Annotated in this window: 4 protein-coding genes; all 4 read left to right on the top strand. The window is 73.2% G+C overall.

Annotation, left to right across the window (positions count from 1 at the left end; all coding sequences use genetic code 11):
* On the top strand, window positions 1–8,478 hold an 8,478-nt coding region (locus tag Sri02f_RS40515; protein ID WP_373865175.1), incomplete at its 5' end, for an SDR family NAD(P)-dependent oxidoreductase.
* A gap of 123 nt (window positions 8,479–8,601) precedes the next feature.
* Window positions 8,602–9,669, top strand: coding sequence for a glucose-1-phosphate thymidylyltransferase (locus tag Sri02f_RS40510; RefSeq protein ID WP_109006281.1), 1,068 nt, complete (start codon window positions 8,602–8,604; stop codon window positions 9,667–9,669).
* Window positions 9,666–10,460, top strand: a complete 795-nt coding sequence (locus tag Sri02f_RS40505; protein ID WP_109006280.1) for a futalosine hydrolase — start codon at window positions 9,666–9,668, stop codon at window positions 10,458–10,460. Before Sri02f_RS40510 ends, Sri02f_RS40505 begins: the two co-directional genes overlap by 4 nt.
* Before the next feature lie 283 nt (window positions 10,461–10,743).
* The coding region (locus Sri02f_RS40500) for a type I polyketide synthase (RefSeq protein ID WP_159106887.1) at window positions 10,744–17,022 on the top strand (6,279 nt) is incomplete at its 3' end.

Raw genomic sequence — 17,022 nt, 5'->3', positions numbered from 1 at the left:
GCGCAGTGGGTGGGGATGGCGGTGGAGTTGTTGGATGTGTCGGAGGTGTTCGCGGCGCGGTTTGTTGAGTGTGGTGTGGCGTTGGAGGGGTTGGTGGATTGGTCGTTGGTGGATGTGGTGCGGGGGGTGGGGGGTGCGCCGGGGTTGGATCGGGTGGATGTGGTGCAGCCGGTGTTGTGGGCGGTGATGGTGTCGTTGGCTGCGTTGTGGGAGTCGTTCGGTGTGCGGCCGGCTGCGGTGGTGGGTCATTCGCAGGGGGAGATTGCGGCTGCGGTGGTGGCGGGTGCGTTGAGTGTGGTGGATGGTGCGCGGGTGGTGGTGTTGCGGTCGCGGGCGATCGTGGCGTTGGCGGGTCGTGGGGGGATGGTGTCGGTGGGTTTGGCTGCTGAGGGGCCTGGTGGTGTGTCGGAGTTGGTGGGGCGTTGGGGTGGTCGGGTGTCGGTGGCGGCGGTGAACGGTCCGTCGTCGACGGTGGTGTCGGGTGATGTGGGTGCGTTGGATGAGTTGGTGGAGTTCGCTGAGGGTGTGGGGGTGCGGGTGCGTCGGATCGATGTGGATTATGCGTCGCATTCGGTTCATGTGGAGGAGATCGAGGGGGAGTTGGCGGCGGCGTTGGGTTCGGTGACGGCGTTGGTGCCGTCGGTGCCGTTCTTGTCGACGGTGACGGGTGAGTGGGTGGAGGGTGCGGTGACGGATGGGGGTTATTGGTTCCGGAATCTGCGGCGGACGGTGTTGTTGGAGCCGGTGGTGCGGCGTTTGGTGGGGGAGGGGCATGGTGCGTTCGTGGAGATGAGTCCGCATCCGGTGTTGACGGTTCCGATCGCGGAGACGGTTGAGGCTGTGGGTGGGGATGCGGTGGTGGTGGGTTCGCTGCGTCGGGGTGAGGGTGGTCTGGAGCGGTTCTATCTGTCGTTGGGTGAGGCGTGGGCGCGGGGTGTGGCGGTCGACTGGTCGCCGGTGTTCGAGGGGTTGTCGCCGCGTCGGGTGGAGTTGCCGACGTATGCGTTCCAGCGCAGCCGCTACTGGCTGGAGCCGGCCGCCCCGCAGACCGCTGCCGACGGCGGGACGTTCGGCGGGGTGAACCTCCTCGACGAGGGGTTCTGGGCCAGCGTGGACAGCCACGATCTCGATTCCCTGGCGGACAGCCTCGGCCTCGACGACGTGCGCTCACTCGCCGAGGTGGTGCCCGCCCTGTCGTCCTGGCGGCGAGACCGGCTCAACCACTCCACGCTCGACGGCTGGCGCTACCGGGTCGCATGGCGGCCCCGCACCGAACAGCCCGCACGCAACCACGAGCTGGCGAACACCTGGCTGCTCGTCGTACCGGCCGGATACGAGGACGACCCCCTCGTGCGGGACGTGCGCGCGGCGATCGACGACAGGTCCGCCGGGGCCCGCGTCCTCGTCGTGGGCGGCCCGGACGCCGAACGTGACCGCATGGCCGATCTCGTGCGCACGCTGGCCGACGGCGTCGCGGTCGGTGGAGTGCTGTCGCTGCTCGCGCTGGACGAGTCCCCCTGGTCGGCCGAGGGCGTGCTGCCCACCGGCCTGGTCCTGACCACGACTCTGCTCCAGGTGCTCGGGGACGCCCGCCTGGACGCCCCGGTGTGGTGCGCAACGCGTGGCGCGGTCTCCGTGCGCCGCAGCGACCGGCTGACCAGCCCTCTGCAGGCGATGACCTGGGGTCTCGGCCGCATCGCCGCCCTGGAGTACCCGCAGCGCTGGGGCGGCCTCGTCGACCTGCCCGGCACGCTCGACGACCGTGCGGCGCGCCGGCTGATCGGCGCGCTGTCCGGAACGCTCGAGGAGGACCACCTCGCGGTGCGCGCTTCCGGACTCTTCGCCCGGCGGCTGGTGCGCGCCGGCGACGGGCCGCGACCGGACGGCAGCTGGCAGCCGTCCGGCACCGTCCTGGTGACGGGCGGCACCGGCGGGCTCGGCCGGCACGTCGCCCGCTGGCTCGCACGCGGCGGCGCCGAACACCTCGTGCTCGCCTCCCGGCGCGGCCCCGACGCGTCGGGCGCCGACGAACTCGTCGCCGAGCTCGCCGAGTCGGGCACCACGGCCACCGTCGTCGCCTGCGACGTCGCCGACGCCGACGCCGTACGGCGCCTCGTCGACGACCTGCCCGGCGGCGGCACCCTCACGGCAGTGGTGCACACCGCCGGCATCATCGACGACGGCCTCATCGACGCGCTCACCCCGCAGCGCACCCATGACGTCCTGCGGCCCAAGGTCGACGCGGCGCTCGCCCTCGACGCGGCCACTCGCCATCTCGACCTCGACGCGTTCGTGCTGTTCTCGTCGATGGCAGGCACCCTCGGCGGTCCCGGACAGGGCAGCTACGCCGCGGCCAACGCCTTCCTGGACGCCCTGGCCGCCGGCCGCAGGGCGGAGGGACTGCCCGCCACCTCCATCGGCTGGGGAACCTGGGCGGGCGGCGGCATGGTCGGGGAGGAGGTCGCCGAGCGGCTGCGCCGGGACGGCGTACCCCCGATGGACCCCGAACTGGCCATCGCCTCCCTGCAGAAGGCGCTGGAGCAGGACGAGGAGTTCCTGATCGTCGCCGACGTCGACTGGAAGCTGATCACCGCCCGCGCGTTCGCCGCGCTGCGCGAGCTCCCCGAGGCCCGGGCGTCGCTCTCCACGGAGAGCGGCGAGAAGGAGGCCGACTCGGTCGACGGACCGCCGCTCGTCGGGCGCCTCGCGGGCCTGGCCCCGGCGGAGCGCCGTGCCGCGCTGGTAGCCGAGGTCCGCGCCCAGGCCTCCGCCGTTCTCGGCCATGCCGATCCCGACGCGGTCCCCGACGGGCGCGCCTTCCGGGACGTCGGCTTCGACTCGCTCACCGCCGTCGAACTGCGCAACCGCTTCGCGGAGGCCACCGGGCTGCGGCTGCCGGTCACGCTCGCCTTCGACCACCCCTCCGCAGGAGCCCTCGCCGCCTACCTGGACGCAGAGCTGTTCGGTACGGCGGCGGCCGCCGAGCGGCTGCCCGAACTGCCGACGGCGGCCGTCGACGACGACCCGGTCGTCATCGTCGGCATGAGCTGCCGCTTCCCCGGCGGTGTCGTCTCGCCGGAGGATCTGTGGCAACTGGTCGCCGACGGCGCCGACGCCATCACACCGTTCCCCGCCGACCGCGGCTGGGACGTCGAGAACCTCTACGACCCCGACCCCGACCGCATCGGCCACTCGTACGCCCGGCACGGCGGCTTCCTGCACGACGCCGACCGCTTCGACCCCGCGTTCTTCGGGATCGCGCCCCGCGAGGCCGTGGCCATCGACCCGCAGCACCGGCTGCTGCTGGAGACGTCCTGGGAGGCGTTCGAACGCGCCGGGATCGATCCGGACCGCATCCGCGGCGCCCGCGCGGGCGTCTTCGTCGGATCCAACTACAACGACTACGGCAGCCGTGCCCGCAAGGCCCCCGAGGAGCTCGAGGGCTACCTGGCCACCGGCAGCGCCGCCAGCGTCGCCTCGGGACGCATCGCCTACACCTTCGGCCTGGAAGGACCGGCCGTCACCGTCGACACCGCCTGCTCGTCCTCCCTGGTCGCCCTGCACCTGGCGGTGCAGGCCCTGCGGTCCGGGGAGTGCGAACTCGCCCTGGCCGGCGGCGTCACCGTGATGTCCAACCCGGACACCTTCGTCGAGTTCAGCAGGCAGCGTGCCCTCTCGCCGGACGGCCGCTGCAAGCCGTTCGCCGCCGAGGCCGACGGCGCGGGCTGGGCCGAGGGCGTCGGCCTCCTCCTGCTGGAGCGCCTGTCGGACGCCCGCCGCAACGGCCACCCCGTGCTCGCCACCGTCGCCGGCACCGCCGTCAACCAGGACGGCGCCTCCAACGGACTCACCGCGCCCAGCGGACCCGCCCAGCAGAGGGTCATCCGCCAGGCGCTGGCCTCCGCCGGGCTTTCCCCGCTGGACGTGGACGCCGTGGAGGCGCACGGCACCGGAACCACCCTCGGCGACCCCATCGAGGCGCAGGCGCTGCTGGCCGTCTACGGTCAGGACCGGCCTGCGGAGCGGCCGCTGTGGCTCGGGGCGCTGAAGTCCAACATCGGCCACACACAGGCCGCTTCCGGCGTCGCGGGCATCATCAAGATGGTGATGGCCATGCGTCACCGCGTCCTGCCGCGCACCCTGCACGCCCAGCAGCCGTCCCCGCACATCGACTGGTCGTCCGGCGCCGTGCGCCTGCTGCAGGAAGAGCGCGACTGGGCCCGCGGTGACACCCCGCGTCGCGCGGGTGTCTCGTCGTTCGGCGTCTCCGGCACCAACGCACACGTGATCATCCAGGAACCCGAGGCATCCGCCCCGGTGGAGTCCCGTCCGGCCGACCGCGCCGCCCGCACCCTGCCGTGGCTGCTGTCGGCCCGCGGCGACGCCGCCCTGCGCGACCAGGCCCGCCGTCTCCTCGCCCACATCGCCGCCCGCCCGGACAGCGCTCCGGCCGACCTGGCGCTCTCCCTGGCCACCACACGCGCCCACCACGACGACCGCGCGGCCGTCACCACCGGCGACACCGCCTCACTCACCGACGCGCTCACCTGTCTCGCCGAGGGCCGGGAGCACCCGCTGCTCGCCACCGGCCGGGCCCGCGGGGGCAAGGTGGCCTTCCTCTTCTCCGGACAGGGCAGTCAGCAGGCCGCCACCGGACGGGTCCTCTACGAGCGGCACGAGGTCTTCGCCGACGCCCTCGACGAGGCCTGCGCCCACCTCGACGCCGATCTCGAACTGCCCCTGCGTGACGTCCTGTTCGCCGAACCGGGCAGTCCCGAGGCGGCCTTCCTGGACCGCACCGACTACACCCAGGCCGGACTCTTCGCCGTCCAGGTCGCCCTGTACCGCCTGCTGGAGAGCCTGGACGTACGGCCCGACGCGGTGCTCGGCCACTCGGTCGGCGAGATCGCCGCAGCCCACGTCGCGGGGGTTCTCACACTGGAGGACGCGTGCCGGCTCGTCGCCGTGCGCGGAAGGCTCATGGGGAACCTGCCGACGGGCGGCGTCATGATCTCCGTCCAGGCCGGTGAGGAGGACGTGACACCGCTGCTCGCCGCCCACGAGGGCCGGGTCTGCGTCGCGGCGGTCAACGGCCCGCTCGCCACCGTCCTGTCCGGCGACGAGGAGGCCGTCACCGCGGTGGCGGCCGAACTGACCGGCCAGGGCCGCAAGACGCACCGTCTGCACGTCGGTCACGCTTTCCACTCCCACCACATGGACGACATGCTCGACGAGTTCGCCGCACACACCGCGCTCGTCGACCACGCCGCCCCCGCCCTGCCGGTGGTCTCCACGGTCACCGGACGCCCCGTCACCGCCGACGAGCCCATGGACGGCGCCTACTGGGTCAGCCAGGTACGCGACGCCGTCCGCTTCCACGAAGGCGTTCGCACCCTGGAGGGACAGGGCGTCACCGCCTACGTCGAGATCGGTCCCGGCGGCGTGCTGACCGCGCTCGCCGGAGACTGCGTCGACGGCGTCGCCACACTCGTGCCGACGCTGCGGCGCGACGAGGAAGAAGACGCCTCGCTGACCTCCGCCCTCGCCCGGCTGCACACCCACGGCCACCGCGTGGACTGGGACAACTGGTTCACCCCCTCCGGAGCCGTCCGCACCGATCTGCCCACCTACCCCTTCCAGCGGCGCCGCTACTGGCTCGAGGCGACCGGCTCCGACAGCACCCGCACGGACCTGGACCCCGTACACCACCAGCTGCTCACCGCTGCTGTCGCCCTCGCCGACAACTCCGGCGTCGTGCTGACGGGAACCGTCTCCGTGAACGACAGGCCCTGGCTCGCCGACCACGCCCTGGACGGCCGCATCCTCTTCCCCGGCACCGCGTTCCTCGACCTCGCCATGGAGGCGTGCGGACACGTCGGGGCCGCCCGGATCGGTGACCTCACCCTCCAGACGCCGCTCGTGCTCCCGGAGAACGGCAGCGTCCAGCTTCAGGTGTCCGTCGCGGCGCCCGACGGCAACGGCGACCGCGCCCTCTCGGTGCACTCCCGACCCGCCACCGGTACCGCCTGGACGCGGCACGCCGACGGCACCCTCACCGACACGCCGTCGGCGGTCGCTCCCGCACCTCTGCCGGCCGTCTGGCCGCCGGCGGCCGCCACTCCGGTGGACGTCAGCGGCCTGTACGACCGCATCGCCGCCGGCGGCTTCGCCTACGGCCCCGCGTTCCGCGGGCTGCGCGCGGCCTGGCGCGACGGCGACGACGTGTACGCCGAGATCGCCCCCGAGGAAGGCGAACACCTGCAGGGCGCCGACCGGTTCCGCGTCCACCCCGCCCTGCTGGACGCCGCCCTGCACACGGTGGCCCTGGCCCCCGCCGCAGGCACCGGCACCGTCCTGCCGTTCACCTTCTCCGACGTCGTCCCGCACTCCGCCGGCGCCACCGCGCTGCGCGTGCGTCTCACCCCCGTCGGCGAGCACACCTACCGGGTGGGCATCCTCGACGGCGAAGGACGCCGGGTCGCCGACATCGACGCGCTCACCCTGCGCCCGGTGGACACCAGCGCCCTGCCGTCCGCTCCGGGTCGCGGCGCACTGCACCGCGTCCGCTGGACGCCCGTCGGCATCGGCACGGCGCCCGTCGGCGCGCAGCATCTCGTCGGCAGCGTGCTGCTGCCCGACGCACCGGCGTTCGGCACCGCCGTCCGGCACCCGGACCCCGCCGCGCTGTACGCGACCACGGCCACGGCCGTGCCCGCGACGGTCCTGGCGGCGATGCCCGACACCCGGTCCGACGCGGACGGCGACGTCACCGCTGCTACGCGGCGTGCCACCACCCACGCGCTGAGCCTGCTCACCGACTGGCTGGCGCAGGACGGCCTGGCGGCCTCCCGGCTGGTGGTGCTGACCCGGCACGCCGTCACCACCGGATCCGAGGACGCGCCCCGCACCGATCCGGCCCAGGCGGCCGTATGGGGGCTGGTCCGTGCGGCGCGCGCCGAGAACCCGGGCCGCTTCGCCCTGGTCGACCACGACGGCAGCGCGGCCTCCCTGGCACAGCTGCCGGCCGTGCTGGCCCTGGACGAGAGCGAGATCGCCCTGCGCGAGGGCTCCGCGCTCACACCCCGGCTCACCCAGGCGGCGCCGCCCGCCGAGGCGGCGGACGGGGCATTCGCGGACGGCACCGTGCTGGTCACCGGGGCCGGCGGCATCCTGGGACGGGAGATCGCCCGCCACCTGGTCACCGCCCACGGAGTGCGCTCCCTGGTGCTGGCCGGACGGCGCGGCCCGGCGGCCGAGGGCATGACCGAACTCCACGAGGAGCTCAGCGGCCACGGAGCCCACGTCACCGTCGCGGCCTGCGACGTCGCCGATCGCGATGCGCTGACCGCCCTGCTCGGCGACGTCCCCGCGGACCGGCCGCTGCGCGCCGTCGTCCACACCGCGGGCGTCCTCGACGACGGCATCGTGCAGTCGCTCACTCCCGAGCGCGTCGACACGGTGCTGCGGGCCAAGGCCGACGCGACCGTCCTGCTGGAGGAGCTCACCCGCGACACCGGCGCCGCGCTCGTCCTGTTCTCCTCGATCGCCGGAACCCTCGGCGGCGTCGGCCAGGGCAACTATTCGGCCGCCAACGCCTTCCTCGACGCCTTCGCCGCCCGCCGCGCCGCCGGCGGACGCCGCGTCCAGTCCCTCGCCTGGGGTCTGTGGGCCGAACGCAGCGGCATGACCGGCAAGCTCGGCGAAGCGGACATGCGCCGCATCGCCCGCAGCGGACTGCGGCCCATGGAGACCGGTCACGCGCTCGCCCTGCTCGACGCGGCGCTGCGCTCCGGGGATCCCTACTACGCGCCCGTCGACCTCGACCCGGCCGCGCTGCGCGCCGCCGACGGGTCGGTGCCGGACCTGGTGCGCGACCTCGTCCCGGCCCGCACCCGGCACCGGGCCGCACCGGCTGCCGCCGCGTCGGCGGCGCCCGCGCAGGGCGAGCTGCGCGCCCGTCTCGCCGGGCTCGCCCCGGACGCCCGGCACGCCGTCGTCCTGGACGCCGTACTCGCTCAGGCGGCCCTGGTCATCGGGCACGACAGCCCCGACGCCATCGACCCGGAAGGAGGCTTCCTGGACAGCGGGTTCAACTCGTTGACCGCCGTCGAGCTGCGCAACCGCATCGGCGCCCTCGCAGGGGCACGACTGCCCGCGACCCTCATGTTCGACTACCCGACGCCGGAACGGCTCGCCGCGCACCTCCTGGAACGCCTCACCCGCGAGGCGCAGCCGGCCGCCTCCCCGGTCCTCGACCGACTCGACGAGCTGGAAGCCCAGTTCGCCGCGTCGGTCCTGGACGCCGCAGTCCAGGACCGGCTGCGCAGCAGGCTCAGCGGTCTGCTGGCCCGGCTCGACGACGACGCGGCGGCCGGGACCGCCGCCGGCCCCGCGCCGTCGGCGCCGGGGCCGGACGCCGACGAGGTCTCCGACGACGAACTGCGCGCCTTCCTCGAGGGCGACCTCGACGAGGCCTGACCCGATCGGCCCCGTTGCGGCCCGGACACGGCGTCCGGGCCGCAACGGCCGCCACCTCCCAGCCGCCACCTCCCAGCCACCACCTCTCACCCGTCACCTCTCACCCGTCACCTGGATGGAACAGTGAAGGCTCTCGTGCTCGCGGGGGGATCAGGTTCACGACTGCGACCGATCACCCACACGTCCAGCAAGCAATTGGTCCCGGTCGCCAACAAACCGATCCTCTTCTACGGTCTCGAATCCATCGCCGCCGCCGGCATCACCGACGTCGGTGTCATCGTCGGCGGCACCGCCCCGGAAATCCAGGCAGCCGTCGGTGACGGCTCCGCCTTCGGCCTGACCGTCACCTACATCCCGCAGAGCGAACCCCTGGGGCTCGCCCACGCCGTGCTCATCGCCGAATCCTTCCTGGGCGACGACGACTTCGTCATGTACCTCGGTGACAACTTCGTGCTCGACGGCATCACCGACGTCGTCGAGGAGTTCCGCAAGGACCCACGCGACGCCCAGGTGCTGCTCACCCGGGTGAGCAATCCCACGGCCTTCGGCGTGGCGGTCACCGACGACGACGGCAAGGTCCTCGCACTCGAGGAGAAGCCGAGCAAGCCGCGCAGCGACCTGGCCGTCGCCGGCGTGTACCTCTTCACGGCGGCCGTGCACGAAGCGGTGCGGGCCATCCAGCCGTCCCCCCGGGGCGAGCTGGAGATCACCGACGCTCTGCAGTGGATGATCGACCAGGGCATGGAGGTCCGCTCCACGGTCATCACCGGATACTGGAAGGACACCGGCAACGTCACCGACATGCTGGAGGTCAACCGCACCCTCCTCGAACGCCTCCAGCCCTGCGTCAACGGCTACGTCGACGACGAGAGCGAGATCATCGGACGCGTCCGGATCGAGGCGGGCGCCGAGGTCCGCCGCTCCCGCATCGTCGGTCCCGTGATCATCGGCGCCGGCAGCGTCGTCAGCGACTCGTACGTCGGCCCGTCCACGTCGGTCGCGGAGAACTGCCGTATCTCCCACAGCGAGATCGAGTACTCGATCGTGCTGCGGGAGTCGTCCTTCGACCGGATCCGGCGCGTGGCGGCCTCCCTCGTCGGCCGCAACGTCAAAGTCGCCGTCGCCCCCGGACTGCCTGCCACCCACCGCCTCGTCATAGGCGATCACGGGCATGTCCAGCTCTCGTCATGAACGCCGTACGTCTCCTCGTCGTCACCGCGGTACAGGCCGAACGCGACGCCGCCGCGAGAGGTCTGGGCCCTGCTGCGGCGGTCGAGTGCGGCGCCCTGCCGGGCCGCGAGATGCTCCGGATCAACTGCACCGGCGACGCCTCGTCCGTGCGGGCCGACCGCACGGCGGAGGGGCAGGGGCCCGTCCGCCACCGGCAGCTCGTCGCCGACCTGATGGCAGGGGGAGTGGGCCCCGCCGCCGCGGCCGCGGCGACCGACGCGGCACTCACCGCGGCGGCCGTCCGGGGTGACCAGTACCACCTGGTCGTCTCGACAGGCATCGCGGGGGGCTTCGCGCCGGTCGCCGACGTCGGCTCCGTCGTCGTCGCCGACCGCGTCATCGCCGCCGACCTCGGCTGCGAGACCCCCGACGGATTCCTCTCCATCGACTGCCTCGGCTTCGGAGTGTCCGAGCACACCTGCGCACCCCACCTGTCCGCCGCCGTCGCCCGGGTCCTCGGCGCCGTCCATGCCCCCGTCCTGACCGTCTCCACCGTCACCGGCACCGCGGAACGCGCCCAGTGCCTACGGCAACGCCACGGTGCCGCGGCCGAGGCGATGGAGGGCTTCGGCGTCGCCGAGGCCGCCGCCGTCCACGGCGTCCCGCTACTGGAACTGCGCACCGTCTCCAACGCCGTCGGCCCCCGCGACCGCGCCGCCTGGCGCATCCCCGACGCCCTGACGGCGCTTCAGGACGCCTTCGCGGTCCTGTACACCGTTCTCGCCCGGGGCGCCCCACCGCCGTACGTCTGAGCAACCGAGGCCCCGAACCCCCGTATGAGCTACGGCCGTTCGGGGCCCCGGCATGTCCGGGCCGTCCGACCGGCCATTGCTCCGGCCTGCGTGAATGGCGGCGGGCTCGTGATTTCCAAGGGTTTCCCCAGAGAACCCGGCCGGGGGCCGAGAAAGGCTCCCGGGCCGGGTCATGCTGTCCCCACCGCTCGAGGAGCACACCAGCAGCCGGACGCCCACAGGGCCCACCGGCCACGCGCGGGGACACGTTCCGTCACAGAATCGATCAGCATGGGGGCCGTCCATGACGAATGAAGCGCAGCTTCGGGACTACCTCAAGCGGGTCACCGTCGATCTCCACAACACCCGCCGCCGGCTGCGGCAGCTGGAGGCCCGCGAGCAGGAGCCCGTCGCCATCGTCGGCATGAGCTGCCGTCTGCCCGGCGGCGTCCGCACCCCCGACGACTTCTGGGACCTGCTGGTCACCGGGACCGACGCGGTGACCGACTGGCCCGCCGACCGGGGCTGGTCCACCGCGCCCGGACCGGACAACGCCGCCACCGGGCGTCGCCGTGGCGGTTTCCTCCACGACGCCGACCGGTTCGACCCCGCCTTCTTCGGCATCTCCCCGCGCGAGGCGCTCGCCATGGACCCGCAGCAGCGTCTGCTGCTCGAAGTGGTCTGGGAAGCGTTCGAGCGCGCCGGCATCGACCCCGCCACCTTGCGGGGCAGCCGCTCGGGAGTGTTCGTCGGCTGCAGCGACCAGGGCTACACCTCCGGACTGCGCGAGGTCCCCGACGACGCCCGGGGCCATCTGCTCACCGGCAACTCCATGTCGGTCCTCTCCGGCCGCGTCGCCTACACCCTGGGGCTGGAGGGCCCGGCCGTCACCGTCGACACCGCCTGCTCCTCCTCCCTCGTCGCCCTGCACCTGGCGGCCCAGTCGCTGCGCTCCGACGAGTGCTCTCTCGCCGTCGTCGGCGGTGTCACCGTCATGTCCAGCCCCGGCGCCTTCATCGAGTTCGAGCAGCAGGGCGGCCTGGCCGGCGACGGCCGCTGCAAGGCCTTCTCCGACGACGCGGACGGGACGGGCTGGGCCGAGGGCGCCGGAACGATCGTCCTCGAACGGCTCTCCGACGCCCGCCGCAACGGCCATCAGGTGCTGGCGGTGCTGCGCGGCAGCGCGGTCAACCAGGACGGCGCCTCCAACGGCCTCACCGCCCCCAACGGCCTGGCCCAGCAGCGCGTCATCCTCGCCGCCCTCGCCAACGCCGGCCTGCCCGCGACCGAGATCGACGCCGTCGAGGCGCACGGCACGGGCACCTCGCTCGGCGACCCCATCGAGGCCCAGGCGCTTCTCGCCACCTACGGCCAGGGCCGTACCGCCGACCGGCCGCTGTGGCTCGGCTCGGCGAAGTCCAACATCGGCCACACCCAGGCCGCCGCAGGCGTCGTCGGCGTCATCAAGTCCGTCCTCGCACTACGGCACGGCGTCCTGCCGCCCACCCTGCACGCCGAACGCCCCTCGCAACACGTCGACTGGAGCGCCGGTCACGTCCGGTTGCTCACCGGGCCCGTCGACTGGCCGCACGTCGACCACCCGCACCGCGTCGGAGTCTCGGCGTTCGGCGTCTCCGGCACCAACGCCCACGCCGTCATCGAGCAGGCCCCCGAACCCGCCGCGGACGAGACCGCCCCGGAACCGGGACCCCGTACCGCCCTCCCGGTCCTGCCGTGGCTCCTGTCCGCCCGCGACGAGACCGCGCTGCGCGGCCAGGCGGGCCGCCTGGCCGCCCACCTGACCGAGCGCCCGGACACCGACCTCTACGACCTGGCGGCCTCCCTGGCCACCACCCGCACCGCCTTCGAGGCCCGCGCCGTGATCCAGGGCCACGACCGCGCCGAACTCCTCGCCGCCCTCTCCGCGTTGGCCACGGGCGAGCCCGACGCGCACACCACGACCGGGACGGCCCGAGGTGGTCGGACGGCGTTCTTGTTCTCGGGGCAGGGTGCGCAGCGGGTGGGGATGGGGCGTGAGTTGTATGCGTCGTTCCCGGTGTTCGCGGAGGCGTTCGACGCGGTGTGTGCGCTGGTGGGTGGTGGGTTGCGGGAGGTCGTCTTCGGTGAGGACGGGGGGTTGCTGGAGCGGACGGAGTGGGCGCAGCCTGCGTTGTTCGCGGTCGAGGTGGCGTTGTTCCGTCTGGTGGAGTCGTTCGGGGTGCGTCCCGATTTCCTGATGGGGCATTCGGTCGGTGAGATCGCTGCTGCGCATGTGGCGGGTGTGTTCTCTTTGGAGGATGCGTGTGCTCTGGTGGTGGCGCGGGGTCGGTTGATGCAGGGGTTGCCGTCGGGCGGTGTGATGGTGGCGGTGGAGGCGGCCGAGGGTGAGGTGCTGCCGTTGGTGGAGGGCCGTGCGGCTGAGGTGTCGGTGGCTGCGGTGAACGGTCCGCGGGCGGTGGTGGTCGCGGGTGTCGAGGCGGCGGTGAGCGAGGTCGTCGGTCAGTTGAAGGCGCTTGGGCGGCGGGTGTCTCGTCTGCGGGTCTCGCACGCGTTCCATTCGCCGTTGATGGAGCCGATGCTGGAGGCCTTCCGCGAGGTCGCGGAGGGGATCTCCTACGGTTCCGCGCAGGTTCCGTTGGTGTCGAACGTGTCGGGGCGGCTCGCGGTGGAGGGCGAGTTGGCGTCGGCGGGTTACTGGGTGCGGCATGTGCGGGAGGCGGTGCGTTTCGCCGACGGGATCGGTGTGCTGGCGTCCGAGGGCGTGACCCGGTTCCTGGAGATCGGCCCCGACGCCACCCTCACCGCACTCGCGCAGAACAACGCGGCGGACGACGTGCTGTACGCGCCGGTCCTCCGCAAGGACGGTCAGGAGTCCCGGCACTTCGTGGCGGCCCTCGCGCGACTGCATCTGAGCGGCGCGGCGGTGACGTGGTCCACGCTCCTCCCGGCGGCGCGGACGGTCGAGCTGCCCACCTACGCCTTCCGCCGTGACCGGTTCTGGCTGGAGCGTTCCTACGCCGAGGACGGCTCGGCCGTCGCCGTCGACGGCCTGCACCACCGTGTCGTCTGGCGTACGGTCGCCGGCCTGCCCGAGGGCGCGCGGCTGTCCGGGCGCTGGCTGTTCCTGAGGCCGGTCTCCTCGGCGGGCGCGGACGGCTGGGACGGCGCGCTGACCGGCGCACTGCACGACGCCGGTGCGGAACTGGTCGCCGTCGAGCACCACCACAGCGACAGCCGGGCCGAGTTGGCGCGCCGTATCGCCGTGGCCGTCGGCGACGCCCCGGTCGCCGGCGTCGTCTCCACCCTCGCCCTGGAGCGCGGGGGGAACGGAGACGTGCCCGACGGCGTTCTCGCGACCACGGCGCTCGTCCAGGCCCTCGGAGACGCCGCTGTCCGGGCGCCGCTCTGGACCCTGACCCGGGAAGCCGTCACCGCCACGGCCGGCGATCCGGCCCCGGAACCCGACCAGGCCGCCGTCTGGGGTCTGGGGCGCGTCGTCGCCCTGGAACACCCCGACCGCTGGGGCGGTCTCGTGGACCTGCCCGTGACCCTGGACCGGCGTTCGGCCGCCCGGCTGGTCGCCCTGCTCGCCGACGGCGCGACCGCCGCGGGCCCGCGTGAGGACCAGGCCGCGGTCCGCCCCGGCGGACTCCTGGGCCGCCGCCTGGTTGCGGCCACTCCCGCACCGGATGCCGCTTGGCAGCCGTCCGGCACGGTCCTGGTGACCGGAGGCACAGGCGCGCTGGGCGCCAGAGTGGCCCGGTGGGCCGCCCGGGCGGGCGCCGCGCACCTGGTCCTGGTCAGCCGCAACGGGGAGAGCGCGCCGGGCGCCGAGGACCTGCGCGGCGAGCTGCTCGACGCCGGCGTCGAAGTGACGTTCGCGGCACTGGATCTGACGGACCGCGAGGCGCTGCACGCGCTGCTCGACGCCCACCCTGTCGACGCGGTCGTCCACACGGCGGGGGTGCTGGAGGACGGCATCGTCGACGGCCTCACGCCGGCCGCCTTCAAGAAGGTCTTCGCCGCCAAGGTCGCCGGGGCACGCAACCTGGACGAGCTGACCCGGAACCGCGAACTCTCCGCCTTCATCCTCTTCTCGTCCTTCGCCGGCACGGTCGGCTCCGCCGGACAGGCCAACTACGCGGCCGCCAACGCCCTGTTGGACGCCCTCGCGGAGCGGCGAAGGAGCGAGGGGCTGCCCGCCACCTCGATCGCCTGGGGACCGTGGGCAGGCGGCGGCATGGCCGCCGACGCCGGCGCCGAGGGCCGTCAACTGAGCGGCGGTGTGGGCCTCCTCGACCCCGACCGGGCCCTGGACGCCCTCGCCGCCGCCGCTGGGGACGCGACTGCCGCGGCCTTCGTGGCCGACGTCGACTGGAGCCGTTTCGGCGCCGCCTTCACCGCGGTCCGGCCCAGCTCGTTCCTCGCAGAGGTGTACCGCGCCCCGGTCGCATCCCAGGTCACCGCCGAGACCGTCACGACCGGACTCCAGGCGCGTCTGCGCGGCCTCGCCCCTGAGGCACGCCTGCGGGAGCTCGTCACAGAGGTCCGCGCCCGGGCCGCGGCGGCACTCGGACACACCGGCGTCGAACAGGTGGGTGCGGAGCGGGCCTTCCGCGACCTGGGCGTGGACTCGCTCATCGCGGTGGAGCTGCGCAACGTCCTGGCCTCCGTGTCGGGGGTCACCCTCCCCACGACGGCGGTCTTCGACCACCCGACCCCGCAGGCGCTGGCCGCGTTCATCCACGCCGAGCTGTTCGGGGACGACGCCGCCGCTGCCGCCGCGCCGTACGGGACCACCGCCGTCGCGGTGGACGAGCCGGTGGCGATCGTGGGCATGGCCTGCCGTTTCCCCGGCGATGCCGAGACCCCGGAACAGTTCTGGGAGATGCTCGCGGATGGCCGCGAGGGCATCGGTGACTTCCCCACCGACCGCGGCTGGGACCTCGACCTGCTCTTCGCTCCCGACCCGGACAACCCGTACGCCAGCCACACCGCGCGCGGTGGTTTTCTGTCGGGTGTGGGTGGTTTCGATGCGGAGTTCTTCGGGGTGTCGCCGCGTGAGGCGTTGGCGATGGATCCGCAGCAGCGGTTGTTGTTGGAGGTGTCGTGGGAGGCGGTGGAGCGGGCGGGGGTGGATCCTCGGTCGTTGCGGGGGAGTCGTGCGGGTGTGTTCGTGGGGACGAACGGTCAGGACTATCCGGCGTTGTTGAGTGTGTCGGAGGGTGACTTCGGGGGGTATGTCGGCACGGGCAACGCGGCGAGCGTCGTGTCGGGGCGGGTGTCGTATGTGTTGGGTCTGGAGGGTCCGGCGGTGACGGTGGACACGGCGTGTTCGTCGTCTTTGGTGGCGTTGCATCTGGCGGGGCAGGCGTTGCGGTCGGGGGAGTGCGACCTGGCCCTGGCGGGTGGTGTGACGGTGATGTCGACGCCGGGTGCTTTTGTGGAGTTCAGTCGTCAGGGGGGTCTGGCGGCGGATGGTCGGTGCAGGGCGTTCGGTGAGGGTGCGGACGGTACGGGGTGGGGTGAGGGGGTGGGTGTGCTGGTGGTGGAGCGGTTGTCTGATGCGCGTCGGTTGGGGCATCGGGTGTTGGCGGTGGTGCGTGGTTCGGCGGTGAATCAGGATGGTGCGTCGAACGGGTTGACGGCTCCGAACGGTCCGTCGCAGCAGCGGGTGATCCGGGCTGCGTTGGGGTCGGCGGGTCTGTCGGGGGTGGATGTGGATGTGGTGGAGGCGCATGGGACGGGGACGCGGTTGGGTGATCCGATCGAGGCGCAGGCGTTGCTGGCGACCTATGGTCAGGGTCGTGAGGCGGGGCGGCCGTTGTGGTTGGGGTCGGTGAAGTCGAATGTGGGTCATACGCAGGCGGCTGCGGGTGTGGCCGGTGTGATCAAGATGGTGCAGGCGTTGCGTCACGGGGTGTTGCCGGCGACGTTGCATGTGGGTGAGCCGTCGTCGCATGTGGACTGGTCGGCGGGGGAGGTGCGGCTGTTGACGGAGCGGCGGCCGTGGCTTCAGGAGGATGGGCGTCCGAGGCGTGCGGGTGTGTCGTCGTTCGGTCTGTCCGGGACGAACGCGCACGTCATCCTCGAACAGGCCCCGGCCGAGCCGGCGGACGAGGCGGAGCACGAGGACGCGGGCGAGGGCGAGGGCGAGGGCGAGGGCGCGGGTGCGGGTGCGGGTCTGCCGGTGGTGCCGTGGGTGCTGTCCGGACGCGGCTCCGACGCCCTGCGCTCACAAGCCACCCGGCTGCTGGACGCCGTACGGTCCACCCCCGACATCGACTGCGTGGAGGTCGGCGCCGCGCTCGTCGCGACGCGTACCGCGTTCGAGGACCGGGCGGTCGTCTGGGGCCGGGATCGCGACGAACTCCTCGCCGCTCTTGCGGCGTTGGCGGCAGGCGAGGCCAGCTCCCACGCCGTCACCGGAACGGTGGGCGAAGGCCGGACGGCGTTCTTGTTCTCGGGTCAGGGTGCGCAGCGGGTGGGGATGGGGCGTGAGTTGTATGCGTCGTTCCCGGTGTTCGCTGAGGCGTTCGACGCGGTGTGTGCGCTGGTGGGTGGTGGGTTGCGGGAGGTCGTG

The sequence above is a fragment of the Streptomyces rishiriensis genome (assembly GCF_003112535.1).
Classification (GTDB): Bacteria; Actinomycetota; Actinomycetes; order Streptomycetales; family Streptomycetaceae; genus Streptomyces; species Streptomyces rishiriensis.
Note: the sequence above shows the minus strand (reverse complement) of the source record. Positions and strands in the feature narration are given on the sequence as shown.